The organism is Umbribacter vaginalis, assembly GCA_001552935.1.
Taxonomy (GTDB): Bacteria; Actinomycetota; Coriobacteriia; order Coriobacteriales; family Eggerthellaceae; genus Berryella; species Berryella vaginalis.
Map to the genome: position 1 here is coordinate 89,330 of KQ959685.1, position 26,917 is coordinate 116,246.

Below are 26,917 nucleotides of genomic sequence, written 5' to 3' on the forward strand. Positions count from 1 at the left end.
ACCTTACCTTATATTATGCCCATGACGCGCAACCATTACAGGGAACAGCGTTGTTGCAACTTTAACAATCAGTGCGAACAGCGTTACAAACTCCAAACGCCCTGCCCACATCTCGAAAATATAGAACAACTCAAGCGGTGCCGACATACCAGGCACAATAATACCTGAAGTAATGCCTGCATTTGAAGCCATTGCCACCGATTCAAAAATCGACTTTGTGGCATCGTAACCTGCAGCAATGCCCATCAGCGCACCAACAATGTACGTTATCGTATAAAGCGATGTAACCGTCATGGCGCTGCGTACCGTAGCAGAGTCGAGAATGCGATCACCCATGTGATAATATGGAATAACAATACGCGCCGACTCGGGCGCGAGCGATTGACGTAGCGCTGCAAAAATTGTCTTGAAAATAAATCCTACACGGTTAAGCTTAATTCCACCTGCTGTTGAGCCCGATCCACCACCAACACCCATCAAAATAGCAAGTGTAATAAGCGCGCCTGATGTATACGACGACGTAAGCTGCGTTTCGTTAATGTTTGCAAACCCCGTTGTAGAATACGCGGAAATTACCATAAACAAATCGTGACGCAACATCGCTGGCAAACCCGAGAAATACTGTGCTCCTGAAATCGTTGCAGCAAGCACGACAATAAGCACCGACAACCATAAAAATGTTGTAATCGTTTCAGTATCGCGAAAAAAATCACGTACTTTACCACGCAAAATGCTTGAATGAAGCACAAAATTGATCGAACCGAAAAACATTACAATCATAATAATAAATTCAACAGGCGCAGAACGATAGTACAAAACACTCTGCTGAACAGGCGCAAAACCGCCCGTCATGAATGCCGACATCGATAACCATAAGGAATGCAAAAAAGCACGCGATGGCTCCATTCCTTGCAGTGCGCACAGTACAAAGAGCAAAAATGTTGCAATAAGAATAACCACTGCTGCAATACGAAAAATAAAGCGTGCCGTTTGCATAACGTTTGGTACAATGTGCTCGCTTCTTCCCTCAGACGAATACAGCGATGCACCACCTCCGCGTCCGAACAGGCCAAAGGTTACACCTACTACAATAAGCCCCAAGCCGCCAATGCCGTGCATAAGAAAGCGCCACATATTATCGGCATTCGAGAGATGGTCAAGATCAACAATAACAGACGCGCCTGTTGTTGTTAAGCCCGATACAGCATCGAATACAGCATCGGTGGGCGACAGATAGTGCCCCGACATATACAGAGGTACAGCAGCCATAAGCCCCAGCACAATCCACGAAAGTCCCGTAACAAACAAGGCTTGATGATGAGAAATTTTTCCAGGTCGAATATGTAAAAAGCGCAGCAGCGTGCCCACGATAAGCGCGATGCCCGCCACGAGCAAATAGTGCGCAGCGCTTTCCCATTCTTCACATAACAGCGCTACCACAAACGGTATGGCAAAACCTGCGCTCATAAATGACAGCAATACACCCAGATAGTGAGCAATAATGCGAACATCGCTCCAGGTTAAACGTTCCCACATACGTTATCCTGCCCACAAACGGGTAACGGTAACAAGCACATTGCCAAAAATCATAAAAGTCACAAGGCACAACAACACAATTGCATAGCATGGAAGTGCTATTTTAACAGTTGCCCAGACATTTTTTAGTCGTTGTTTAATCATGTGCCTATTTTAATACAAGAACGAATGCTGCGTGCGTAAAAAGTTGCAATATGATGTACTGGTCATTTTGAGGCACAAGAAAGCATGCTCGATAAGGAAGTATTCTGGATACGTCGTTGCAGGTCGGCGCATCGTATGTAGTTGCAAGTCGGCGCATCGTATATAGTTGCAGGTCGGCGCATCGTATGTAGTTGCAAGTCGGCGCATAGCGCACTTCGTTGCAAAGCACAATAAAAACCACGGTAGCGCAATGCTATCGTGGTTTTGTTGTTGATGAACGAGGTTATTTGCAACGCCGCGCACAGCAACTACGACACCGTACATGTTCCTACGCCACCCACGGCGCTACGACACCGCACATGCTACACTGCTGAACAGCGCAATTGCGCGCCTATGCTCCATCACAGCGCTACGATACCGTGCACGTGTATTCGCCTTCACTTCCAACATCAATGGTTACGGTATCATGGTCATGAAGCGTTCCTTGCACAATGCGCTCGGCAATTTTGTCCACAACTTTGCGCTGTATCAGGCGCTTTAACGGACGAGCACCATACACCGGATCGAATCCGTCAATGGCAAGCGCGTCAAGCGCACTGGGCGTAACCGTAAGCGTAATGCTGCGGTCTTCAAGACGTTTCCGCACATCATCAAGCTGCAACTTCACAATCGGCTCAAGTGTTGCAATGCTCAAGGCATCAAACGTAACAATTTCGTCGATACGGTTCAAAAACTCGGGCCTAAACGTTGCGCGCAACGACTCTTGTATTGCCTTGTCGCGCTGCTTGACGTCGTTGTTCTCTTGGAACTGGCGTATGTACTGCGAGCCAACGTTACTGGTCATAATGATAATCGTGTTCTTGAAATTCACCACGCGGCCCTGACTGTCCGTAAGGCGCCCATCGTCGAGCACTTGCAGCAAAATGTTGAACACGTCGGGGTGCGCTTTCTCAATTTCGTCAAGCAACACAACGCTGTACGGACGCCTGCGCACCGCTTCGGTAAGCTGTCCGCCCTCGTCATAGCCAACATATCCAGGAGGCGCACCAATTAAACGCGCCACGCTGAACTTTTCCATGTACTCCGACATATCAATGCGCACCATAGCTTTTTCGCTGTCGAACAAGTAATCTGCCAGCGCTTTTGCAAGCTCGGTTTTACCAACACCCGTAGGACCAAGGAACAAGAACGAACCGATTGGCTTATGCGGGTCGGACAAGCCAGCACGGTTGCGGCGAATCGCACCAGCAACAGCATTCACAGCAGCATCTTGCCCAATCACGCGCTCATGAAGCTTGCTTTCAAGGTCGGCAAGCTTTTCCATCTCACCGCGCATCATCTTTTGAACAGGAATACCCGTCCACGCCGACACCACTTCTGCAATTTCTGCTTCCGTAACTTCCTCTTTCAGCAAGGCGCCGTTTTTCTGCTTCTCGGTAATTTCCGCTTCAGCGTGCTTAATGTCTGCTTTCAACTGCGGAATTTTTGCGTAGCGAAGCTCGGATGCAAGCGACAAGTTGCCATCACGCGTGGCGCGTTCTTCTTCCGCTGATGCCTCATCTAACTGGGCTTTCAGCTTCTGCACACGCTCGATAACATCCTTTTCGTTTTTCCATTCCGCTTTGCGAACATCCAAATTTTCCTTCGCAACAGCAATTTCTTTGCGCAACGCATCAAGACGCTGCTTGCTGGCTTCGTCAGTTTCCTTCAAAAGCGCCTGTTCCTCAATTTGCATCTGCGTTAATTTCCGCTCGCATGCGTCAACTTCTTCAGGCATAGAGTCGATTTCGATACGCAGCCTACTTGCCGCTTCGTCAATCAAATCGATTGCTTTATCAGGCAAAAATCTATCGGCAATGTAGCGATTAGAAAGCTCAGCCGCCGCAACAATCGCGCCATCAGTAATGCGAACGCCGTGGTGAATTTCATACTTTTCTTTCAAGCCACGCAAAATGGCGATCGTGTCTTCACTGTTCGGCTCGCCAATAAACACCGGCTGAAAACGGCGCTCAAGAGCAGCGTCTTTCTCGATATACGTGCGATACTCGTCAAGCGTAGTTGCGCCAATAGCATGAAGCTCGCCGCGTGCAAGTGCAGGTTTAAGCATGTTACCAGCGTCGATAGTGCTATCTGAACCTGAGCCTGCTCCAACAATAGTATGCAACTCATCAATGAACAAAATAATTCTGCCAGCGCTTTGCTTCACTTCGCGCAACACGGCCTTCAAGCGGTCCTCAAATTCTCCACGATACTTCGCGCCTGCCAGCATCGACGCAATGTCAAGGCTGATGATGTCGCGATCTTTCAAACTTGAAGGAACATCGCCTGCCACAATACGCTGCGCCAAGCCCTCAACGATGGCTGTTTTACCAGTTCCTGGCTCGCCTATCAGCACAGGATTGTTCTTCGTACGACGCGAAAGCACCTGTATCGTGCGGCGAATTTCTTCAGAACGACCAATAACAGGGTCAAGCTTTCCCTCGCGCGCCTGCTGTGTAAGGCTTTGCCCGTACTTATTCAGCGCATCAAGTTCAACTTTGTCGCTAGCTTCCGTAATGCGGCTTGACCCACGCAAGTTCTCGTAGGCTTCCTGAACGGTTTTCTGCGTGATACCTTCCATGGCAAGTAGCTTTCCTGCCTGCGTTTTGTCGTTTGCAAGCGAAATAAGAACGTGTTCGCTGGTGGCATAGCTGTCGCCCATTTTTTCCGCCAACGCAACCGCGTTATCAAGCGTTTTAAGCGTTGCCGAGCTGGGTATCGGAAGCGGCGCGCTGCCCTGCTGTTTTGGCATGGCGGCGATGGCTTCGTTAATGTTTGCTTTCAACAATGCTGGATCGGCGCCGATGCGCTTGATGATGGCAGAAAAGTTGTTTTCTGAACCTTCAATAAGGGCTTTCAGCAGGTGAATTGGTTCAATTGTTGCCGATTCTGCTTCGCTGGCAACGCTCAGCGCATTTTGCAGCGCTGTTTGTGCCGAAATGGCTAATTTATCGAGTCTCATAGTTCCTCCTTTTTTGTTCCCACACGTGTATTGCTACACTGCTATCAGGGAAGAAGGCGACGAACGGTAATCATTGGCGCACCGTCTTCGTCGACAAGCGAGTTCACGTTCTGGCGCGTTTCCAGTTCGTGCACTCTGTCGGCCAAGCGGCGCACTTTTTTGTGCAAGTCGTCAATTTCGGAATCGCGCTCGTCAAGGCGGCCTTGCAAATCGAGAATACGAATGACGCCAGCAACGTTAATGCCTTCGTCGGTAAGCTCGGTGATAAGCTCAAGGCGCTCGATGTCTGCTTGCGAATACATACGCGTATTTCCGCTGGTACGCTGCGGGTTTACCAAACCTCGCTGTTCGTAGGAACGTAAAGTTTGAGGATGAATACCTGCCAATTCCGCAGCGACGCCAATCATATACACGGGTCGATTTCTATCATTATTAAATGGCATGATGTCTCCTGTGATTAATCGTGTACTTGTTCTTGTGTGTTAGTGTTCCTGCGTGTGCTGATGTGCATCCTGATACTGCTGCGTGTATGCGCTCTGACGTGCTGGATCATGCACTTGCTCCTGCGCCTGACTTTGCGCTTGCTGATGTAAGCGTTCCTCACGCAACTGTTCTATGGCTGCGCGTTGCTTTGCCGTCAGCGCCGTAGGAACATCAATTTCTACGCACGCAATTAAATTACCAGCTGGCGCGTTTTTCTTATGCGCGCCTTTGCCTTTGATAACAAGCTCGGTATGCGACGATGTTCCCGGATGGATAGCAAGCTTGACCTGCGATTTATCGGGCGCTTGCAACACTACCGATCCGCCCAGCGCCGCAACGTCAAATGGCACGTGAACAGGCATGCGCACATCGCTGCCCACTAAGCTATACAGCGGATGCTGTTCAACCTGCACGCGAACGTATAGATTGCCTGGTGCAGCTCCTGCTTCGCCCGCAGCACCCTTTCCACTGAAACGCAATTTCGTGTCGTTGGCGCACCCAGCTGGAATAGCGATGGTTAATTCACGCTTTGTTCCTGATGGCGGCACTTTTATTGCAATGCGCTTTGTGCAACCGTGAAATGCTTCATCAAAGCTGATAGGCAGGGTGATAGTAATGTCGCTCCCTTTACGCGCACAGGAAGATTCCTGTCCAAACGGCGAGCGCTGCGCACCCGAGAAATGATACTCGAAGTTTTGACTTGCGCCACCGAAAGGCGACGACCCACCGAAAGGCGAGCCTGCTCCGAAAGGAGACGCGCTTCCAAAGGGAGAGCCGGCAGCGCTTCCTGCACGTGTACTCCCATAGTGCGAAAACGCGCCTTCACTGTTGCGAATTTGCTCGAGAATATCGTCCCACGACATGCCTGCAAATCCGCCAACGCCACCTGCACCTGAGCCCGAAAAATCTGCCCAGGTAGCGCCACCAGGTGCTTGTGAGGGGTTTGCTGTTCCAAATTGATCGTACAGTTTACGGCTTTTTTCGTTAGAAAGCACTTCGTAGGCTTCGTTCAATTCCTTAAACTTGGCTTCATCGCCACCCGCATCGGGGTGATACTTACGTGCTAACTGCCGAAACGCTTTTTTAATTGTTGCGGCAGACGCATCGCGAGCAACACCGAGCACTTTGTAATAATCGGGTTTATTCGCCATTTGTTCCACCACCTTTTATACTAAAGGGGCGCTTAGTGCACCCCTTCGTGATTGTTTGTTATACAAGATTAAAGCTCTTCTTCATCGGAAGGACGCTTAGGACCACCCGTTGTTACGCTTACCATAGCGGCGCGCAACACTTTTGATCCCATGCGATAACCCTTTTGGAATACCGCTGCTACCGTTTCGTCAGGTTGATCGGGGTCATCCACGGTAGCTACCGCCTGACACTCCAGCGCATCGAAGGCACAACCTTGCGGATCGATGGTTTCAAGCCCACTTTTTGAAAGCGTGTCAAGCAATTTCGTGTTCACGGCACACACACCCTCAAGCAATCCGGCTTCGCCATGCTCCTGAGCATAGGAAATAGTGCGATCGAAGTCGTCAAGCAACGGCAGCAAGCTTTTAACGAGCTTTTCGCACGCCAACACCTTTTCTTCTTCGCGCTGTTCATTCATGCGGCGACGGTACGTATCCCACTCTGCATGCAGGCGAACAAACTTATCTTGCCAGGTAGCTGCATCTTTTCGCGCGGCCTCCAAATCGGCAGAAAGCTTGTCGCTTGCTTTGCGCAACACATCTTCTGCTTCGCTTACAACATCATGCTGCTCACCGTGCGCGTGCGATGCGTCGTGAACGTGCTTCTTACGACGAAAACCGTGCATTTGATGTGCGTTATTATTGGCAGTATCGTGCGCAGTACTACTTGTAGGTGCACTACCAGCAGCGCCAGCAGCATCAACACCCGCAACACCGGCGACACAACGATCAGCGCCATTACCAGCACATGCAGCAGCGTCTCCGTCAACGCCTTGCGCGCCATCTACCGGTTGCGATGCGCCATTACCAGGCGCATCGCTTGCAAAGTTTGGGTCGTGAAAGTTCTGAAAGGGTTCGCTCTCGCGTGAGTCGCCTTCGCGAGGAGCCTCATTATGAGGAAATACGCTGGGCATACTCATAGCTGTTACTTCCCTTCTTTTTTATCTTTATCGTCAACAACTTCGTAATCGGCTTCAATAGGCTCGTCACTTGACGGCTCGGCTTGAGCGCCCGCCGCGCCCGCAGCTGCGCCACCGGCCTGCGCACCAGCGCCGTTTTGGCCATACGCAACTTCTGCCAACTTATTGCTTGCTTGCTGCAAATTCTCACTTGCAGCCTTAATAGCGGCAACATCCTTGCCAGCAAGCGCCTGTTTTGCCTGCGCAACGGCGTCTTCTACCTGCTTCTTTGAATCGGCAGGAACCTTATCGCCCAGCTGCTGCAACGTTTGCTCGGTAGCATTTACCAGCGAATCGCAGGTGTTGCGCACTTCAATTTCTTCCTTGCGCGCTTCATCGGCAGCGGCGTTTTCCTCAGCATCTTTCACCATGCGCTGAACTTCGTCATCAGACAAGGCGGTTGAACCTGAAATGGTAATTTGCTGCTGCTTGCCCGTTCCTAAATCTTTAGCGGACACATTTACAATACCGTTTGCGTCGATGTCGAAGGTAACTTCAATTTGTGGAACACCACGACGCGCCGCTGGAATACCGGTTAATTGGAAGCGACCAAGCGTTTTGTTGTCGGCAGCCATAGGACGCTCACCTTGCAAAACATGAATTTCAACCGATGTTTGATTGTCGGCAGCTGTTGAGTACACTTCCGTTTTACGCGTAGGAATAGTGGTGTTGCGGTCGATCATCTTCGTCATAACACCACCGAGTGTTTCAACACCAAGCGACAGAGGCGTTACATCAAGCAACAGAATACCCTCAACGTCACCAGCCAAAACACCACCCTGAACAGCAGCGCCCATAGCAACTACCTCATCGGGGTTTACCGACATGTTAGGCTGTTTGCCTGTCATTTGCTTTGCAAGCTCCTGAACAGCTGGCATACGCGTTGAACCGCCAACGAGAATCACTTCGTCAATTTGACCAGCGCTAATACCTGCATCATGCAGCGCTTGCTCGACAGGTTTGCGACAACGCTCCAGCAAGTCGTGCGTAATGCGCTCGAACTCTGCGCGGGTAAGCGTGTAATCGAGGTGCTTTGGACCCGACGCATCGGCCGTAATAAATGGCAGGTTGATGTTTGCTTGCGTGGTTGACGAAAGCTCCATTTTCGCTTTTTCGGCAGCTTCCTTCAAGCGCTGAAGCGCCATTTTGTCTTTACGCAGATCAATGCCGTTTTCTTTCTGGAATTTGTCGGCAATCCAATCGATAACGCGCTGATCCCAATCGTCGCCGCCAAGGTGGTTATCGCCGGCCGTTGACGCAACTTCAAACACGCCATCGCCCAGTTCAAGCACGGAAACGTCGAAGGTACCGCCGCCCAAGTCGAACACCAAGATTTTCTGGTCTTTGTGAACTTTGTCTAAGCCGTACGCAAGAGCTGCGGCCGTTGGCTCGTTAATAATACGCAGCACTTCAAGACCTGCAATTTTACCAGCGTCTTTGGTTGCCTGACGCTGAGCGTCGTTAAAGTACGCAGGAACAGTAATAACAGCCTGCGTAATAGGAGAACCAACGCGCTTTTCTGCGTCGGCCTTCAACTTTTGCAGCACCATAGCGGAAATCTCTTCAGGAGTGTAATGCTTGCCATCAATGTTTACTACTGCACGACCATCTTTACCAGCCTCAACGGTATAAGCGATGGTTTTGCGTTCTTCTGCTGTTTCATTATATGAACGACCAATGAAACGCTTTACTGACGACACGGTGTTTTCAGGATTAGTAACTGCCTGATTTTTTGCAGCTTTACCAACAACACGCTCGCCGTCTTTGCGGAAACCCTCAACCGATGGTGTAGTGCGGTCGCCTTCTGCATTTACGAGAATCTCAGGTTCGCTACCCTCCATAACTGCCATCGCAGAGTTGGTAGTTCCAAGGTCGATACCAAGAATCTTAGCCATAATATCTTACTTCCTCTCACAATCTTTTCTTTGCGATTGTTAGTATGAAATATGAGTGCCTACTTGTCAAGTTTTTTCATGATTTGTGTTGATATTTTGTAATAATCGGTAAGGAGAAAATCGAAATCCGCTGTTAGATTGTCATAAAGAAGAATGCCACCTACCCATCGTCATAAAGAAGAATGCCACCTACCCATACAGGCAAGTGGCATCACAAAGAAGGAAGACGGAATATGTTCAGCTTCACGTTCAAGCACACGCTGCGCACAGCACATATAACTCAAAACCCTGCCATGAACCTAAGTTCTCACTCGAAGCTCTTACGTGAAGCTGATTTTTACCTTAAACACAGCGATTAATGCTGACTTGGACCTCGCTCACTATCATCAAACTTGGTAAACTGCTGACGCAACTTACGAGAACGCACAATCGCGTAGGCGCACAGTGCCGCCAGCGCCAGCACAACAACCACGATGCCCGCAACCGTTGACGCGTTCATAGCAGTGCTTTGATCAGGCGCAATGCCCTTCGATTTCGCTTGCGCGCGCGTGGATGTATCGGCATCATTTTGAGGCGTAACCGAGGAATCGCCCAGTGCGTCAAGCGCTGCTTCTTCGGCATTTGTAACAGTGTTGTCGTGTGCACCTGCCATGTAATTCTTCACAACATCGGGAACACGTCCACCACCTGAACGGGGCAAACCGCTAAAGTTCAAACTAAAGGTTGCTGGCCATGTGTGCATGCGTTCGCCCTTGAAAACAGCGCCTGCAATGGTCATTGCCAAATCGCCGATGCGCACGGTTGCCGAGCAATGCTTCACAATAGCAGCGCGATTACCCGATAAAACTCCCAGGTAAACCGTTATGGAGCGCAGACCACCATCTGAATAATCCGACTGAGTAATGTTCAAGCCGCTAATGCTTTGGATGTTCATAATGCGACTTTGGATAGCAATAGGAATAGTAACCCAGCCTTCCCCTGCCTCATTTACAACCAGACGTGCATTGTTAGCAACAGGGTTCATCGGCGGAAAACCAGGATTGGTAATGTGCGGGTTCAGCGGCAATCCTGTGTCGTGCTTATCAAACCAAATGTTTGCAGAAACCGTGTAGGTACCTGCGGCAATGTGGTTTGCCGACGCATCAGCACCTGCGACACCAGCACCACCCTGTGCGTTCTGATCGGCATCGCCGGGAACAGCAGGTACGGGGCTTGCATCGATAGTCTGCGGGTTTTGCGTCGCTTTCTGAGCGTCTTGTTTCACGTTCTCAAGCAGCGCGTAGGCAAACTTCGACAAATCGGATACCGCAATCGAGAAACAGCCATCTTTCACCGTGCATATTTCACTCGTAACAGTGTTATTGGCGTGGAAATGCCATACTTTTACTTGCTTGCCATTATATTCAGGCGATGCAGGGAAGCTCAGCACCAGATTACCGAAGTTGTCGTGAACAGGCGTGCTGTTGACGTTAAGTGACACATCAAACACACCGGCCACCGCTTGCGGATCGGCAAGCTCTTTGCCGAGCACTTGCATAATAGCAGGAGCAGCGCTTGCAACTTGTATGCTATCGAGTGCAGCGGTTGTAATATTACATACCGAACCATCAGGAACATTAGGTCCTTCAAGAATACCCTCAACAGCAACGTTGCCAGCTGCTAAACTTTGCTGCGCATCTACCATTCCAGACGCTGCGTCACCTTGTTTTATGGCATCGCCATTCATCTCAACCGTTACGCCTTTTTTAGCAGCAATTCCCAAGGTGCCTGGCGTAAAGTTGGTAAGATCAGAACCGCTTTGAGCTTGCCCTGTCTGATTATCAGAAGTACCCGACTGCTGCTGATTGCCCGAAAGAATTTGGTTCAGCTTGTCACGCAGCGCAGGAGGAATCGATCCGCCACCCGACGAGGGCAAACCGCTCATGCGCATATTAAACGTTGCAGGCCAGTTATGATCGCGCGTTCCACCAACAAGGCTCGCAACCATCTGGAACGCTAAATCTCCCAAATGTACTTGCACGTTGCACGGTATCGTCACACTCGTTTGACCTGAGTTTAACTTTCCTAAGTTCACTGTAATGGATGTAATGTCATCGCCTGTAGAACTACTATCGCTTCGTGTTTGAGTATTGGTAATATTCAATCCCGAAATGCTCTTAATATGCATAATTTTCGACTGAATAGAAATAGGTACCGTTACGCTTGCTTCGCCGTTATCGTTAACGGTAAGGCGTGCATTCTTTGCAACAGGATCTTTCGGCGGAAAGCCAGGATTCGTGATGTGCGGATTCAAAGGCAAACCTGTGTCGTGCTTATCAAACCAGATATTTGCAGAAACCGTATAGGTGCCTGGTTTAATAGACCCATCACCCGCTGGCTGCTCATCGCCTGAGGGAGTGCTCGGGTTTTCAGGCTGTGTTCCCTGATTATGGTCGCCACCCTGTCCACCAGGAACACTTGGCAAAGGAACGCCATGTCCTGACGTGTCACTATTCATAATTTGCCAGGTAAATTTATAGGGCGTTGTAGTACCATCTTCCCACACAAAACCACGTTTTGGTGTAACGGTTGCCTCATACACGCCAGGCTCGGTTGCACTTCCGCCCTCAACATTGAATTCGTTAGTGCTTGCAAGCACATGTTGCTTTTGACCACTATACAATAAATTAACTTGTGGTTTTGGCTGTTTAACTTTTTTACCAGCGTCAACAACTACCAACGATGCAATCAACGTAGCGCCGTCTTTAGAATGTAAGGATGGTTGCCCCTCAAGATCGCTCGAAGTTGAATCATAGATGGCTCCATAAAACACAAGGTAATCAAATATTGCTTTACCAGACTGCGCCGCTTCTTCATCAGAAATAATCCCCTTGAGGAGCGCATCAATGTTAGCTTGATTTTCATTTAATGACACACTTACGCTATTACCGAAAGACAAGGAACTCAGTTTGCATTTTCCATACTGCTTGCCTGAAGTATCGGAAAGAAGAGCAAATACCTGCGCTTGCCCTGTTGAAGTAGGCAACGTATACGTTAGGTCGAGGAACATCTCAGCGCCGCTGCCAGATAAATCTGCACGCATAACAGGTGTTGCCACCGTAGCTCCTGGAGCCTTTCCATACGTAGCAATTCCATACGATGTAGCACGTAGCGCATCTGTAACGCCAAAATCATTTACATTATTAAGCGGAGTAGTTTTAACCTTGATCTTTGCAAAATCTCTCATTGCATCGAAAGACGTAGTAACGTATGCTTTAAGCTGCAAATAGTCTTCATCACTTGCTTCATCAGACCTCACAGGGTCGCCATAACTTAAAACGGTACGCACGTGCGTATCATTATCACGTGGCGAACACAGCGTATATAACTGCTTTGATGCTACCTGTTTAGGTACAACGTAAAATATCCCCGTATCATGAACGGTAACGGTTATAAAACTTGTCGAACCGACCGTTTCCCTTTGTCCTGATAATTCATGAGCGCCCTGTGAATCAAGGAATACTACCTTGTCATCGGCATGAACAAGAGGAAGTTGAACTTTTGCACTCATACCTAAATCAAATGGTATGTCTGTGTTGTTATTGCGCGCATTAAGTGAGTACAAGCGCACACCTGAATCGGCTTTAATATCGGAATAATATGAGTGTAAAGAATTAACCCAGTACTGAATATCCTGTTCATTGGTAAGCGGCGTCATATGTACAAGCAATTTTCCCGCATTAATATCTGCAATATGCGTTGATTGTGTTGTAAATGAAAGCTCTACACGCGTTTTATTAGCATTGTCGGCAAATACTTTCGTGCCGCTTGCGTTCCCTAACAAGCGCGCATTTTTGAGATCAACGGTAACATCCAAACTGTGTGATGGTTCGCCATCGCAATTAGGAATCCACATATCAAGTGGAGTTGCAAATACGCGCCATCCTGAGCGCCCACTACCAAATTGATACAGTCCACTATGATTTTTTAATACAAGATCTAAATGGTCAATACGCGTTTTAGGACTACCCGGCTTAGCAATATTGGCATTATGGCCCATATCTGCGCCAACAGCAGGCGATTTAGGAATAGGAGAGGTGTGTAGCGATTTTACTTCTATAGTTGATCCGCTTGACACTTCTTGTACCGTAAATGCAGGATTAAGCAAATCAATCGACAATTCATATACGCCCTGATTAACCTTTAACGTTGCATTATACGTCAACGGCGCTGTTGGAATGCCGCGTGGGCCAATACCTACTGGATTAACGGGGCTTGTAGTGTATCCGCGTGCGCCAATAGGTGTGAGTATAGAAATATTTGCTGTTACGGAATACGTACCATCAGATAAGTCGGCTGCGCTATAAAATTTTGGCTCACTACCAGGAAGATACGGATCAGGCTCTGTATTGGGGCACACGTCAGCTGGTTTTTCTCCAAGAGTATTTGGTGTGTCTTCTTCCGAGGATGGCTCGTCACTTAAAGTGCTACCATCTGCACCTGCTTCAGTTGCGCTTCGGTTTTCTAAACTGCCTGTACTATTGAGCAACGCAGGCGAAGCTGAAGTCGAAGATGGTACATGCGCACTATCACCATAACTGTTTTGGCTCTGTGCTAATGAAGCGTTCTCTTTAGTGGGTGCAACATTAGTACGTTCAGTTAAATTCTTGCCTGCTTGTATGCTCTGTGCATCTTGCTGTGGCTGAACTGCTGATGGCGCAGGCACGTACGAAGACGTATTCGATGTATGCGGCGAGCTTGGTTGCGCGCCCAATGGATCTGCCGAGGCTTTCGGCGAAGGCGCAGGCAAAGGTTGTGCTGCCTGTTGTGGCGCATTCGATGGTTCTTGCGTAGTTGTGCCTGCTGTTGGCACCGTATCTGCAAATGCCACATGTGGTGCCATTGAAACACACAACACCACAGCTAAGAAAACGTGCAGTATCCGTGTGGAAAATGTTCTCATAACGATAAGCCCTTCCTTTCTCATCTCTGCATGAATTCAAGCAATAAATGCGTTAAACGACTTTCAATATGTATGAAGCGTGATAAAGCTCAGGGAAAAATCTCATTACGCATATGCTGGATATGCATTAAAATCCCAGCGTAACATGCAAATCCCAGTGCTTTTCTCCTCTATATAATGCAAATTTTACGAATTCAACGCAGGCTGTGAAGGTATATGCATGAGAGAAATCTTTAACATGAGTAATATCAAACACTATTTCAGAAATACGTTTATCGCCTTTATAGAAAAATGTGGACCATTTCGTTGTTTGACGACTTTGAACATGAAGGACACCATCAGTCGAAACATCAGAAATATGCATCACACCAAGCGTATTGTTCACTACCGGAACGTGCAGCAATTTTTTACCATCTTCGGTAATAGTAAGCGTTGCGTTCTGCTTAACAGGAGTAATGGGTTTATGGAGCGGGGGCTCGCTTGGATTGGTAACATACGCATTTTTGTGGATAGGCGTATCCTTCTTGTCGACATATATATTTGCTGTTACGGTATAAGTACCAGGAGCTGTAATGTGCGCTATATCATCATTTGGCGAAGCAGCAAATGCGCTTGGTACGGCGCCCTCAAAGAAACTGGCTCCTTGGGTGGCATGCTGCGCCAGCGTTGGTACGCCGCCTGCGTTCATGCCTGCGGCAAGCACTGCAACAGCAAGCGCTCCACCTGCTGATTTTTTAAACAAATCGCGGCGTGTTAGTGAGTTTTCAGTATTCATGAGTCTTCCTTTCACTCGTGTAAGGCAATGATTATTTTGTTAACCATTGCTTATAGGTAACTACAACTTACTTTTTATAGGAAGAGCAAGAAAAAAGATGTTGCAGCTGCAACATCTGGCGAAAAAAAATTAAAAAATATAAAGAATTATTCAGCACAGCATTAGTAAAAATTATAAAATGCCTTATCAAAACGCATAAACTATAAGCGGGAATGTAGATGGTGTCGGGCGTGAATACACAAAGTCTACATAACTTTCCTATCGCCGCTGCTGGCGGATGGGTGCGAAAGAGAGTGTGTAGCGCCGTCGAATGTGCGATGCTGGCGAATGGGTGCTGGAAAAAGCAAACTGGTGAGGGAGCACAAAAACGCACCCTCACCAGACAGACATTTCTACTCGAACAAAACTAACAAATGCGCGGCAGCTGTTCTCCAACCAGCATATCAAGAATACGCAAACCGCCAATAGGTGTGCGAATAAGCGCCTTCGGGCCTCGATTGGCGGCCATTTCAGTTACCTCGCCAATGATGGCAGCATCGCGCCCGTAGCAGTTCGCCTTCATGGCAGCAAGCGCAGCGTCGGCCTCGCTAGCAGGTACAATAGCAACCATCTTGCCTTCGTTCGCCACCTGGAAAATGTCGTAGCCCAGCATCTCACACGCGCCCATAACATTGTCCTTCACGGGCACGGCGTCCTGGTCAACCACCATGTCGGTTTGCGACTGAGCAGCAAATTCGTTCAGTGTTGACGCCAATCCGCCGCGCGTTGGGTCGCGGAAAGCGCGCGTGTGCGGCGCCACAGCCAATACATCGGCAATAAGATGATTAAGCGGTGCAGCATCACTTTGAATATCGGTTTGAAACGACAACGACTCACGACAACTCATAATAGTAATACCATGATCGCCCAGCGTTCCTGAAAGCAAAATTTTGTCTCCGGGCTGGCAATTCGTTCCACTAAGATCGATGCCATCGGGAATAAAACCAACGCCGCTTGTGTTAATGAACACGCCATCGCCGTGCCCTTTGTTCACCACTTTCGTGTCGCCGGTGACCAGTTGAACGCCCGCCTCAGCTGCGGTTTTCGCCATGGTCGCACAAATGCGCTTCACGTTATCCATCGGGTAGCCCTCTTCAAGCACAAATCCGCACGACAGGTATTTCACGCGCGCGCCGCTTGTGGCAACATCGTTGACGGTGCCGCAGATGGCAAGCTTGCCGATGTCGCCGCCGGGGAAGAAATGGGGCGAAACCACAAACGAGTCGGTAGAAAATGCAAGGCGCTCGTTGCGCTTAGGAGCAGGCAAAACGGCTGCGTCATCGCCTTTCAGCAAGATTTCGTCGCCATACGCTTTAAAGAACACTTCGTCGATAATGCGCTTCATCATCGATCCGCCAGAGCCATGCCCCAGCATTACTGCTTCATCCACCAAAAACCTCCTTGTGAAAAAAGAAAGCTGGCTATTATGTACGCCAGCAATGTCAAATGTTACCTTATTTTGTGCTGTTTGCGCGCGTACAACTTGTACTATCAGGGCTTTGCGCATGTACAACCACTACGTGCGATGCGCACCAACCAAGATATACCTCGGCTTCAAGCTGTATGTTCTTGTTCACTCACTCTTGCTTCTACAAACAAAGTGCGAACGTACATTCACGCGATCATTTGTGTGCACACATTAAGCAAGTGCCGACGTTGACGTAAGCACCAACTTGCCATTTTTCACGCCCTTGGTTCCAAGGATGGTGTTGGCAATGTCTTGAACCGCAAACGACTCGCCGCGCAAAATAATTACCTCAAGGCAGCTATGCTCGTTCAAATGCACATGCACCGTAGAAATAACATGCCCATAATAATTATGCTGAATGTCGTGGAGTTTTTCTTGCACTTCGCTTGCATGATGGTCGTACACAATAGTAAGTGTGCCCATCACCTCGGCGCCTGGCAGCTCGGAGTCTTGCGCAACCAACGCTTCACGCACTAAATCGCGCACAACTTCACTTCTGTTTTTTGCAAGACCGCGCCGCGCCACCAGCGAATCAAAGCGGGTGAGCAGCGACGCAGGCATAGCAACAGAAAAACGAATGAGGTCGTCTTTCATAAGCGGTTACACCAAATTTGTTACGACACCAGAAGCGGCCTCAGCGTCATCTTCAAGCGCATCACGCGCATCTGCCAGCAAAGCACGAACTTCGTCAAGTTTTTCCATAGCTTCATGAAGCGTTTTGCCTGTTTTTGCGAAACCACCATCGGCAGCCATATGAGCTAAGTTGTGTGTCCAGCGGCGCTCCAACTTTACATGGTCATCGATTTGTTCAACCATTTGGTCAAATTGACCTGTATTAACACCATTTGTACACATAATATCCTCCCTTAACATTTTTCGTCTAATTCGTAATATACCGCAGTTTGCATTTTTTGGTAGAGAACAGACAAATAATTCTCTATTTATCGCAAAATTGTAACGAATGTATGAGAAATTTAGAAAACGTATTATTGTAGCAAGTTTCTCGTTGAATGTCGTCAAGCAGACTATACGTTATAATGTGTTGGGTGTGTTGGGTGTGTTGGAATGAAAGCGCAGAAAATGCACGTAGCGCGCACAGAAAGGCGCAACATTCATCGCAAAAGGAGCAAGCATGCTTGAAAGCTCGCAATACACGTGCGCTAAACAGTTCGCCGCCTTTATAGCGGGGAACGCAGCAGCGCGCCTTGTTATTGCCAGCACGCGTCCGTTTGAGGCGTCATCTGCGGAAATGGAAGCTTGGACGCGTATCATAGCCGCGCTGAACATTGCCGATAACGATTATGCTTTCGTGTCACAGAACCCCAAAAATCAAGACGCGAGCCTTCAAGCGCGACAACTGGTGAAGGTGGTAGAAGGCATCGATCCAATAGCGCTTATATGTTGCGACGAGGCATTTTTTTCGCAGTTGAAAGCGGGATATGCGCAAGCGCCGACCACAGAAAACCACACCAACCAATTTGCGGAGCTCATACAGGCGATGCCCGAACTTAGAGTGTTGGCGCCTTCGTTGACGCAGACGCCTAACCCCACGGCGCGCGATGTTCCTGTTTGCAAAATTTATGCTAATGAGCAGGGAGAATACCTGCGTTTGTTCGGGCGTCCGTGCATTGCCTTGCGCAACTTCGGTGCCGCTCTTGCTTCTCAGCACGCAAAGCAGCAGGTGTGGAGCCTTATCAAGCAACTCGAACCTTTGCTTGCCTCAAACGCCTAAAACGCCCATTTAATGAACCCCTAAACGTTTTTTCAACGAACATCTACGCCCCTCATTACCATTCGGAGCTATTGCAATATGCATTTTAATATCTGTACAACGCATCGTCCATACAACATGTCGTTCGTGGAACGTATCGTAACCAATCGTCCATCATATTTGTACGAATGCTGTATCACAATCCCTTGACACGGTTATATTGCTTTCGCAGTATATATAAACCTGTTGCCATGAAGCCGAATGCAGCAATCATAAACATTCCTACATTATCTCGTGTTTTAGGAATAACCGCGGAATGAATGTGCCCAGGGGCTTCAGAATTTCCAGTAAGTTTCTGCTGCTCGGGCGCTGATTGCGATGTGCCAGCCTGTGGTTTTGTTATAGCTGGCGTCAGTGGTGTTAATTCACGTGGCGTTGGCAAAGGCGCAGGTGGCGCAGGCGGAGTTGGTGGTGTCGGCGGTGTTGGAGGTGTTGGCGGCGCAGGCGGTGTTGGCGGCGTCGGCGGAGTTGGCGGCGTCGGCGGAGTGGTTTGTTTCCACTGAGCATATAAGGTTACATTGTAAGCGGGCATAGCAACATACGTATCAGGTTTAAGCCATATACCCGATCCGTCAGCTTTGGTATTCCAGCCAATAAACTCATAACCTTCCACGGCAAGCTTTTTGCTGTTAGATTTCACTTCAAATAAGCTTTCCGCAGGCTCATTATTTTTAAACGATACAGTATTTTCCAAGTATGAATAGTTGAAAGCCTTTATTTCCTTTGGCGTTTGTGGCACGTCGCCCGACCCGTTTGCGCCGCTTGGAAAATTAGCATCGTACGATAATGTAGCTTGTTTTTTTAAATATCGATAATCATTATCGAGCATATCCCCAGTGGTGTCGTACTTCTTCTCAAGTGCATAAATAGTATGTGGAGTTGTGTCAAAACCCTCAGACGCATCATAATAATCGTTATCTTTTCTATCAATCGCTCCTAAAGATTTGTCGCTCTTTATAAAGAGTACCTTGAAAAATCGATATGCATTATCGTATGCATCACTCGCTGAAGGATTTTTAAACGGGAAAATATAATTATATCCGCTGAAGACATAATCTTTTTTTGTACCATCAAGCCCTGTATACTGCGGCATAGTAAGGTTTTGACCGATTTTAGTGTGCACCCACCACTGATCTTCTCTTAAATGCGCAAAATATCTTCCTTGTCCTTTGTCGACCTGTGTCGTACTAAGCTCTGGCTCAAGCAATAATGCATTCTGTGAATGATTATTCAACGCTGCAGCTTTGTCAAAATTCTCATTTGCTGTATCGTTTTTCGTGTAAAATATGCCGTTTGAAATTTTACCGATACTACCGCTTTCACACTTAATTACTCCTTGTGTACCTTTATAGGTACCACCAGAAATTTCATCAATTGAACCTCGCCTCATCGAAACTTCTACTGCATACCCATTGCCCGTACTTTCAAAAGTGCCGGCTGATATTTTCTTTACATGACCTTGGTTGACAACCACTGCGGTGCCACGTGATGACGTAAAGGCTCCTCCCTTTATTTCACCTATTTCTGGCACTGTTTCTTGAAAGTTGAAATCTCCTTCAAGAGTAAGTGCAGTGCCGGCATCAGTAGTAAAATTGCCACCTTCGATTGTGTCAATTTTTGAAACTTGCCCAAAAAACAATGCACTCATAGATAAAACCGCATCTTTAGGAAGATCAGGAATAGCAGTTGAACTAAAAGTACCACCCGTAATTTTATCGATAGTGGCTTCTCCATTTTTTTCAGCACCTAAATCGTTTCTACCTACGGTAAAAATTGAATGCACGCCATTAAATGTTCCGCCACTAATAGTTCCGATGCCCGTTTTATTCTTGAGATTGTTTGCGCCCGGTGTCACATACACAAGAACCCCAGAAAAATAATGATACCTCCACCAACCACCACTCTTTTCATATTTATGATACGCAACATCAGGCGTAGCGTTAAAAGAACCGCCGCTTATCTCGTCAACCCAGCCTCCATCGCGTACATCGAGTGCTGCATCCCATACTGACTCAAACGTTCCGCCAGAAATTTTTTTGATATGCCCCCCGTTAGCAACATATATGCAAGATGAACCGCTTACGAGCGGTTGCGGCTTATTGTTTTTGAAAGTGCCACCTGATATTTCATCTATTGTACTGCCTTCACCAACAACGCTTATCGCTGAAGCGCCAACACTGAATACCCCCCCCCGAACAGCGTCGATATGCGCGCCATCGGTAAGCGAGAATGCATAACGCGGCTTAGCTAATGTGGAATCGGTTGTAACAGTTCCGCCATAAACAGCGCCTTTAGCTTGCTTTCCTTGAAACAATACCGCAGCATCATCAGGGCCAACAAATTTCACACCATCATACATTTCAAAACGGCCAGCGGTTACCTTTAAGGATAATTTTTCAATGGTCAATACAGGTGCGCTTGACGCTTGTGCCGCATTCGCGTTGGCGGCTTGCGCGTCACCAACAGTAAGCGTTTTATCAGCAGCGTTAAACTCAAGCGCGCCATTGTTGCCTTCTTGTACCAATTTTGCTTGAGCGTCCCCTGCAACTAAGGTTAGAGATTTTGAAATGGTAATTTTAGAGGAAACTTTTTGTTCGCCGTGTATCGTAAGACATGTGCCATCAGGTGCGTTTGTAATTGCAGCTTGCAATGTTTTATACGGATGCGCCTCTGTACCGTCATAAGCGTCATCACCTGTTGTGGCATTAACATGAATAACAGTTTGATTCGCTCTGTCAGTACCAGCAATATCATGAGCTGCAAATGCAGGTACAACGTGTACCGATAATGCAAGAGCAGCCAAACAAAGAATTGCCAATACGGCGCTTATACACCTTGGAATAGCTTTTCGTGTGCAATACATAAAGCTCTCCTCTCATGACGGCATCACTGTTATAAGCATATAGTAAAACATTTATATTAGTAGAAATAATACCTGATTATCTTGCCATACATAATACAAGACAGCGAATATTAATTCTTTTTTAAGAAACTTCAACTTTTACTTGCTTCAAACAAAATAATCCGAGTTCAACATATGTAATCAAACTCCTACGTCTATCATTTAGCTTTGCTCAGAGTGTTATTAGGATGGCATAGGAAGTAGGAAAGAATAAGTATTGCAAGAGTTGCGTGAAAAAAACGTGCATTTCCACAGTTTTTTTTCGTAGCGATGCGCAGAACTGGGGTTATGAGATTTTGCAACGGGAGCGGGAGGGTGGAGTTGGCGGCGCCACGGATAGCGGCGGCGTGGATAGTGGAACGTGCCACGGCGTAATTGCAGAAACACTCCTACCTTCATAAGCGCAAGCTGGACGCAACAAACACGCAGCCGGGTTCATAAAAGTTGCCGCGTAAACGCAAAAAAAGAGCTGCCAGCGTATGCCAGCAGCTCTTCTTGAACTTTTTCTACACGCACCAGCGAGATACACCGTACGACATTACGAAACATGCAACGTAATGCCTCTCACAATATCCAGCGGCGCTACACGTGATAGATGATAGTCATAATCGCGCACAAGATTGCACCGAACACAAACGTAAATGCAACCATCGGCAATGAGAACTTCAACCAATGCTGATACTTCATATCAAGCATTTGCAGCGTTGCCATAACTAAGCCCGTAGGAGCAATGTAGAGCATCGCGTATTGACCCCATTGATATGCGCAAACAATAATCCAGCGAGGAATGCCAACGGTGTCTGCCAAAGGCGCAAAAATTGGCATCGACAGCACTGCCAAGCCCGAAGACGATGGCACTACGAAGCCCAGCAGGAAGAATACCACCATCAGCATAATGATAAACAGCGGGCCTGACATGCCAGAAACCAAGTTCGACGACCAGAACAGCAAGGTGTCAGAAATCATACCGTGATCAAGAACGTGGTTTACGCCACGAGCCAAGCCGATGATAAGAGCAACAGCTACGAGGCTTGAAGAACCGGCAGAAAACGCGTCTACCAGCTGCTTTTCGCTCTTTCCGCCCTTCGAGAAACCTTCAATGCACATAATGATGATAGCGATGGTCAAGAACGACGCTGCCATCTGTGGGAACCACCATTTCAGCTTCATAACGCCGAATACCATCAGCACAAATGCCGCCACGAACAACACCAAAATGAACTTACGCTTGATGTTGAACGGTGGAACTTTGTCGGCTGCACCCATCAAGCCCCACTGAGCGTTGAACTGCTCGCGGTCTTCATAGGTATATGAGAACGAAGGGTCAGCCTTCACTTTTTTGCCGTACCAATACAGGTAGCAAATAATAACGATAGCACCAACGATGCACGACGCCACACGCCATACCAAGCCTTCAGTCCACATAAAGCCGGCTGCGTTCGACGCGATAATTGTTGAGAATGGATTAACGGTTGAGAACGTCGTTCCGATTGATCCAGCCATGAAAATTGAACCAACCGTTATGATTGAGTCGTAGCCAAGAGCTATGAAAATTGGTGCCAGAATGGGATAAAACGCTACCGCTTCTTCCTCAAGACCGCACAGCGATCCGCCCAGTACCATGAACAAACTTACGAAAAGTACCAGCGCAAACTCGCGCCCTTTCGTTTTTTTCGTAAGCGCCACCAAGCCCGATTCAAACGCGCCTGATGCCTCAACTACTCCAATAAGACCACCTAAAACCAAAATAAATACGATAATGTCGATACCTTCAATAGTACCGCTTACCATACTTACAGGGATTTGTTCAACACCTTGCCCCTTTTGGGGAAGCCCCGAATACGTTCCAGGAATAGAAATTGCTTTGGTAATAGCTCCCTCGGTAAACTTTTCAATTCCAATTTTTACGCCTAGTTTATCGAGAGATTCTTGAGTAGCGGGTAAATCGCTTTTTGTTCCATCGGGGGCTTTCACTTGCAGCGTATGAGTTGTGGTTTGATACTGCAATTTTGCGTACGAACCGGCAGGAATTAGCCAAGTCGCAGCAACGGCAAGAACGGTTACCAAGAAAAGAATGGTAAACGCCGAAGGCACCTTAATGTGATGCTTCTTCTTTTCGTTCGTAGGTTCAACAGGAGATGCAACCTGCGTGGTATCTGTTGTCATCACTCCTCCTTTCGGCAATGAAACATTCATTGCACATGTACCTGTTTTTCTTTCGTGCTCAAACAGCAAGTAGATTCGTAACCTATCGGGCGTATGCGCAGCGCGCGTTGAACGTAGGTCGATATACATCCTGCATGTTTATAAACGGTCATAGTATACCCGATAATTTTACTATTCTTACTTGCATTACCAGTTTTTAATACTCCGCGATCAATTTCATCGCGATTTTATTCTTTGTTTTCGATCTGCATACTTTCAGCTAGCTCTGCGTACTTTCACGTGCTGCAATGTAATTCACTGCGAGAAAAGGAACTATGCGCTGTATGTGTGAGTGTAATGAAAAACGCATAATCCTTCTCTCGTCAGCGAATAATGCTAAGAGCCTTGCAAAGAATACATCGGCTGTAGTATTGCACCATTACAGTGCAGTAATAACAGTACCTGTTTCTCCGCGTAAGCCCGCAGCAGCATGATCGAGGCTCGTAATAAGAGCCTTACCCTGTGGATACTCTTTCAAATATGCCAAGCACGCTTCAATCTTCGGCAGCATAGAGCCAGGAGCAAATTGTCCCTGCTTAATGTACTCTTGCGCCTGTTCAATGTTCATGTGATCGATGTTTTCCTGCTGAGGCGTGTTAAAGTTAATTGCCACTTTTTCAACAGCAGTAAGAATAACCAGCATGTCGGCCTTAAACGCAGCAGCTAACTTTGCAGACGAACGGTCTTTGTCAATCACTGCAGGTACACCAACGTAACTGTCGTTCTGTTCGAACACAGGAATGCCGCCGCCACCTGTTGAAATAACAATGTATCCTGCGTCCATCAGGTCTTTCACGGCATCAAACTCAACGATACGCTGAGGCTCGGGGCTTGCAACTACCTGACGCCAGCCACGACCAGCATCTTCTTTCACGGTAATTCCCGTTGCAGCGGCTTTCGCCTTCGCTTCTTCTTCCGTCATGAACGCACCCACTGGCTTGGTGGGGTTCTTAAACGCTGGGTCATCAGGGTAAACAACCGTTTGCGTAATAAGCGTTACTGTTGAGCGCAAAATGCCGCGGCGCTTCACTTCACCTAAAATAGCTTGTGAAAGGTGGTATCCGATGTAGCCTTGGCTCATCGCACCGCACTCAGGGAACGGCATCGATGGAATTTTGTCGTCGGCTTTTGATGCCACGCCAAACGCGTTGTTAATAATGCCAACTTGAGGGCCATTGCCATGTGATAGAACAACGTTAATGCCTTCAGCAACCATGTCTACAATGTGTTTCGCAGTATGATGCACCAGCTCAAGCTGCTCTTCTGGCGTTTTGCCAAGCGCATTGCCGCCCAGTGCAACTACCACGCTATTTTTATCTCCTTTTGTATAAGGCATAGTGAACTCCTTATTTCAAGGTTGCATACATAACAGCTTTAATGGTGTGCATGCGGTTTTCGGCCTCATCAAACACACGTGAACGAGAGCTTTCAAACACTTCGTCAGTTACTTCCATCTCTGTTACGCCGAATTTCTCAGCAATTTCAGCACCAACAGTTGTTTTGGTGTCATGGAATGAAGGCAGGCAGTGCATAAAGATAGCGTCAGGAGCAGCTTTTGCCATAACCTCGCTGGTTACGCGATACGGAGACAAAATCTTGATGCGCTCTTCCCACAGCTCTGCAGGCTCGCCCATTGATACCCAAATGTCGGTGTATACCACGCTTGCGCCAGCAACACCTTCAGCAACATCTTCCGTAAGAAGAATGCTTGAGCCATTTTCTGCAGCAATTTTCTTGCATGTTTCAACCAAATCGGCTGCAGGCATTTGCTTTTTAGGACCGCATGCGCAAAAGTCGATACCCAGTTTGGCGCACACAACCATCAGTGAATTTGCAACGTTGTTGCCCGCATCGCCCATAAAGGTAAGCTTGCGGCCACGCGTATCGCCAAATTCTTCGCGAACGGTAAGAATGTCAGCCAGCATTTGTGTTGGGTGGAATTCGGTTGTAAGACCATTCCATACAGGAACACCTGCATATTTACCCAGCGTTTCCACTTTTTCCTGAGCAAAACCACGATACTCGATACCGTCGTACATTCGTCCAAGAACGCGCGCAGTATCTTCAATTGACTCTTTTTTGCCCATCTGAGAACAACCAGGCTCGAGGTAGGTAACGCCCATGCCCAAATCGGAGCCTGCTACTTCAAAGGCGCAACGAGTGCGCGTAGAGGTTTTTTCGAAAAGAAGAACAATGTTCTTGCCCTCAAGATAGCGGTGAGGAACGCCTGCGCGCTTCATATCCTTAAAGTTTTTAGAAAGCGCAAGGAGGTATTCAATTTCCTGTGGCGTGTAGTCGAGGAGCTTTAAGAAGTTACGTCCACTAATGTTTACACCCATGATCTCTTCCTTTCTTCCTGCCGAAATATCGGCACTTGATTGTTGCCTTCTTATGAAGGCTGTTTCTATTTCCAACGCGAAACGCCACCCGCGGGCAACGCTCCAACGTCTGGGGACACTTGTATCATGACAAGTTGTGCGTGAATTGAAAAGTATACTTATAGGTGTATATAAAGGTGCATTTGCGGTGCTAGTAAGGAGTACTCCCGTACCAGTGGGATGGTATACCGCACTACTCCTCTTGGAAAATCCTGTTGAAAGCATTATAGTGTATATGGTTTCAGAAATGACGAAATTTCTTTCATAAGAAAGGGTGTACGCAATGATGGAATTTATTTTGTTCTTTTACACCCTCATTATTATGTTATTCGCCGCGCTTGCCGCCGCTACGTGTTTGTCTGGTTTCTTAGTTTCGCACCGCAAATCGTTTGCCTACGGGATGGTAATGTTTGTGGCGTATTTTTTCGACGTTTCTATCGTGTTTTACCACGATTTTATTGTGCATAATGAATCGCTTGATCCTGTTGCTTTCTACGATATAAATTCTCCTGTTATGTTTATTATCTGCGGTGCGGCTGTTTTCGGAAGTTTGTGGCTCTATTTTTGCGAGAAAGCAGGCATGTATAACCCCGTAGGAGAAATTTTGCCGACAGTGATGTTTGTGGCGATGTCGGCAGCCGTTCTTATTTTTGTTACCGAACCTCATCTGCGCATTTTCTTATTCTTCATCAATCGAAGCGTATTTTTAGCCGTTATTTTTGTATTTTATTTCTACAACTATTTTTCGACGAGTGCAAAAAATCGGCCTCAAGTGCGCCCAAAACCCATATATGTGCAAGTAGCGATACTTATTACCATTGGCATTGTAAGCGAGAATGCCATTTTCCAACTGTTCACGAACCCCTACGATTTCGAGAAATCAATTGCGCCGTTTTGGTTTTTTGCAGAGCGCAGCATTGCTGAAAATATGCTGTTCATCTGGCTTGCTATTATGCTAAGCATCGATGCGTGCCGCACAATTAGCGTGCACTTCAACAAAGCACCGCTGCCTTCAACCGATCGCTCAATCAAAAATATCGACAACTTGCTGCCTTCGTACTGCGCGAAATACAACCTATCTGCGCGCGAAGGCGAAATTTTACGTATGATTTTAATGGGAAGCGACAATTCACAGATGGCATCGAGTATGCATTTGGCACTGAGCACCGTAAAAAAGCATGTGCATAATATTATTGCGAAAGTAAATGTAGACAACAAAAACGACATCA

The 26,917-nt window shown here is 47.6% G+C and carries 17 protein-coding genes; 2 read left to right on the forward strand and 15 right to left on the reverse strand.

Going from position 1 to position 26,917, the window contains the following annotated elements:
* Nucleotides 1-3: 3 nt before the first annotated feature.
* The 11 genes from HMPREF3190_RS03555 to HMPREF3190_RS03615 all read right to left on the reverse strand — a co-directional run bounded on the left by HMPREF3190_RS03555 (nt 4) and on the right by HMPREF3190_RS03615 (nt 17,287).
* Complete coding sequence (locus tag HMPREF3190_RS03555; RefSeq protein ID WP_066780447.1) at nt 4-1,536, reverse strand: TrkH family potassium uptake protein; 1,533 nt, start codon at nt 1,534-1,536, stop codon at nt 4-6.
* A 553-nt stretch (nt 1,537-2,089) separates the two neighbouring features.
* The gene (gene clpB / locus HMPREF3190_RS03565; protein ID WP_066780451.1) at nt 2,090-4,681 is read right to left on the reverse strand and encodes an ATP-dependent chaperone ClpB; all 2,592 of its coding nucleotides are present in this window, start codon (nt 4,679-4,681) and stop codon (nt 2,090-2,092) included.
* A 44-nt stretch (nt 4,682-4,725) separates the two neighbouring features.
* Entirely contained in the window at nt 4,726-5,124 is a 399-nt protein-coding gene (locus HMPREF3190_RS03570; protein ID WP_066780453.1) for a heat shock protein transcriptional repressor HspR, read from the reverse strand.
* Between the two features lie 39 nt (nt 5,125-5,163).
* On the reverse strand, nt 5,164-6,315 hold the full coding sequence (locus tag HMPREF3190_RS03575; protein ID WP_066780455.1) for a DnaJ C-terminal domain-containing protein: 1,152 nt from the start codon (nt 6,313-6,315) through the stop codon (nt 5,164-5,166).
* 68 nt (nt 6,316-6,383) lie between these two features.
* Entirely contained in the window at nt 6,384-7,274 is an 891-nt protein-coding gene (locus HMPREF3190_RS03580) for a nucleotide exchange factor GrpE (protein WP_066780457.1), read from the reverse strand.
* Between the two features lie 5 nt (nt 7,275-7,279).
* Nucleotides 7,280-9,208: a molecular chaperone DnaK gene (gene dnaK / locus HMPREF3190_RS03585; protein WP_066780459.1), complete on the reverse strand. Its 1,929-nt coding sequence runs from the start codon at nt 9,206-9,208 to the stop codon at nt 7,280-7,282.
* Nucleotides 9,209-9,563: 355 nt separating this feature from the next.
* Nucleotides 9,564-14,174: a hypothetical protein gene (locus HMPREF3190_RS03590; RefSeq protein WP_449676136.1), complete on the reverse strand. Its 4,611-nt coding sequence runs from the start codon at nt 14,172-14,174 to the stop codon at nt 9,564-9,566.
* 103 nt (nt 14,175-14,277) lie between these two features.
* A complete protein-coding gene (locus HMPREF3190_RS03595) occupies nt 14,278-14,925 on the reverse strand; it encodes a hypothetical protein (protein ID WP_066780463.1) in 648 nt (215 codons plus the stop codon).
* 406 nt (nt 14,926-15,331) lie between these two features.
* Nucleotides 15,332-16,354, reverse strand: coding sequence for a hydrogenase expression/formation protein HypE (gene hypE / locus HMPREF3190_RS03605; protein ID WP_066780466.1), 1,023 nt, complete (start codon nt 16,352-16,354; stop codon nt 15,332-15,334).
* 249 nt (nt 16,355-16,603) lie between these two features.
* Nucleotides 16,604-17,026, reverse strand: a complete 423-nt coding sequence (nikR, locus tag HMPREF3190_RS03610) for a nickel-responsive transcriptional regulator NikR (RefSeq protein ID WP_066780467.1) — start codon at nt 17,024-17,026, stop codon at nt 16,604-16,606.
* Nucleotides 17,027-17,032: 6 nt separating this feature from the next.
* On the reverse strand, nt 17,033-17,287 hold the full coding sequence (locus HMPREF3190_RS03615; RefSeq protein WP_066780469.1) for a dynein gamma chain protein: 255 nt from the start codon (nt 17,285-17,287) through the stop codon (nt 17,033-17,035).
* Nucleotides 17,288-17,564: 277 nt separating this feature from the next.
* On the opposite strand from HMPREF3190_RS03615, the gene HMPREF3190_RS03620 reads away from it, so the two are divergent.
* The gene (locus tag HMPREF3190_RS03620; RefSeq protein WP_066780471.1) at nt 17,565-18,164 is read left to right on the forward strand and encodes a hypothetical protein; all 600 of its coding nucleotides are present in this window, start codon (nt 17,565-17,567) and stop codon (nt 18,162-18,164) included.
* 175 nt (nt 18,165-18,339) lie between these two features.
* Here the strand turns inward: HMPREF3190_RS03620 and HMPREF3190_RS03625 are convergent, their stop codons facing one another.
* The 4 genes from HMPREF3190_RS03625 to argF form a co-directional block, all read right to left on the reverse strand.
* Nucleotides 18,340-21,066, reverse strand: coding sequence for an InlB B-repeat-containing protein (locus tag HMPREF3190_RS03625; RefSeq protein ID WP_066780473.1), 2,727 nt, complete (start codon nt 21,064-21,066; stop codon nt 18,340-18,342).
* 621 nt (nt 21,067-21,687) lie between these two features.
* Nucleotides 21,688-23,271 (reverse strand): YfcC family protein, encoded by a 1,584-nt coding sequence (locus HMPREF3190_RS03630; RefSeq protein ID WP_066780476.1) that lies wholly within the window; start codon nt 23,269-23,271, stop codon nt 21,688-21,690.
* A 418-nt stretch (nt 23,272-23,689) separates the two neighbouring features.
* Nucleotides 23,690-24,646, reverse strand: coding sequence for a carbamate kinase (gene arcC, locus HMPREF3190_RS03635; protein ID WP_066780478.1), 957 nt, complete (start codon nt 24,644-24,646; stop codon nt 23,690-23,692).
* 10 nt (nt 24,647-24,656) lie between these two features.
* On the reverse strand, nt 24,657-25,649 hold the full coding sequence (gene argF, locus HMPREF3190_RS03640; RefSeq protein WP_066780480.1) for an ornithine carbamoyltransferase: 993 nt from the start codon (nt 25,647-25,649) through the stop codon (nt 24,657-24,659).
* Between the two features lie 322 nt (nt 25,650-25,971).
* On the opposite strand from argF, the gene HMPREF3190_RS03645 reads away from it, so the two are divergent.
* On the forward strand, nt 25,972-26,917 hold a 946-nt coding region (locus tag HMPREF3190_RS03645; protein WP_066780482.1), incomplete at its 3' end, for a response regulator transcription factor.

Coding starts and splice junctions, on each gene's coding strand:
- HMPREF3190_RS03555 (WP_066780447.1), bottom strand. CDS start 1,536: ATGTGGGAACGTTTAACCTGGAGCGATGTTCGCATTATTGCTCACTAT.
- clpB (WP_066780451.1), bottom strand. CDS start 4,681: ATGAGACTCGATAAATTAGCCATTTCGGCACAAACAGCGCTGCAAAAT.
- HMPREF3190_RS03570 (WP_066780453.1), bottom strand. CDS start 5,124: ATGCCATTTAATAATGATAGAAATCGACCCGTGTATATGATTGGCGTC.
- HMPREF3190_RS03575 (WP_066780455.1), bottom strand. CDS start 6,315: ATGGCGAATAAACCCGATTATTACAAAGTGCTCGGTGTTGCTCGCGAT.
- HMPREF3190_RS03580 (WP_066780457.1), bottom strand. CDS start 7,274: ATGAGTATGCCCAGCGTATTTCCTCATAATGAGGCTCCTCGCGAAGGC.
- dnaK (WP_066780459.1), bottom strand. CDS start 9,208: ATGGCTAAGATTCTTGGTATCGACCTTGGAACTACCAACTCTGCGATG.
- HMPREF3190_RS03590 (WP_449676136.1), bottom strand. CDS start 14,174: ATGAGAAAGGAAGGGCTTATCGTTATGAGAACATTTTCCACACGGATA.
- HMPREF3190_RS03595 (WP_066780463.1), bottom strand. CDS start 14,925: ATGAATACTGAAAACTCACTAACACGCCGCGATTTGTTTAAAAAATCA.
- nikR (WP_066780467.1), bottom strand. CDS start 17,026: ATGAAAGACGACCTCATTCGTTTTTCTGTTGCTATGCCTGCGTCGCTG.
- HMPREF3190_RS03615 (WP_066780469.1), bottom strand. CDS start 17,287: ATGTGTACAAATGGTGTTAATACAGGTCAATTTGACCAAATGGTTGAA.
- HMPREF3190_RS03620 (WP_066780471.1), top strand. CDS start 17,565: ATGCTTGAAAGCTCGCAATACACGTGCGCTAAACAGTTCGCCGCCTTT.
- HMPREF3190_RS03625 (WP_066780473.1), bottom strand. CDS start 21,066: ATGTATTGCACACGAAAAGCTATTCCAAGGTGTATAAGCGCCGTATTG.
- HMPREF3190_RS03630 (WP_066780476.1), bottom strand. CDS start 23,271: ATGACAACAGATACCACGCAGGTTGCATCTCCTGTTGAACCTACGAAC.
- arcC (WP_066780478.1), bottom strand. CDS start 24,646: ATGCCTTATACAAAAGGAGATAAAAATAGCGTGGTAGTTGCACTGGGC.
- argF (WP_066780480.1), bottom strand. CDS start 25,649: ATGGGTGTAAACATTAGTGGACGTAACTTCTTAAAGCTCCTCGACTAC.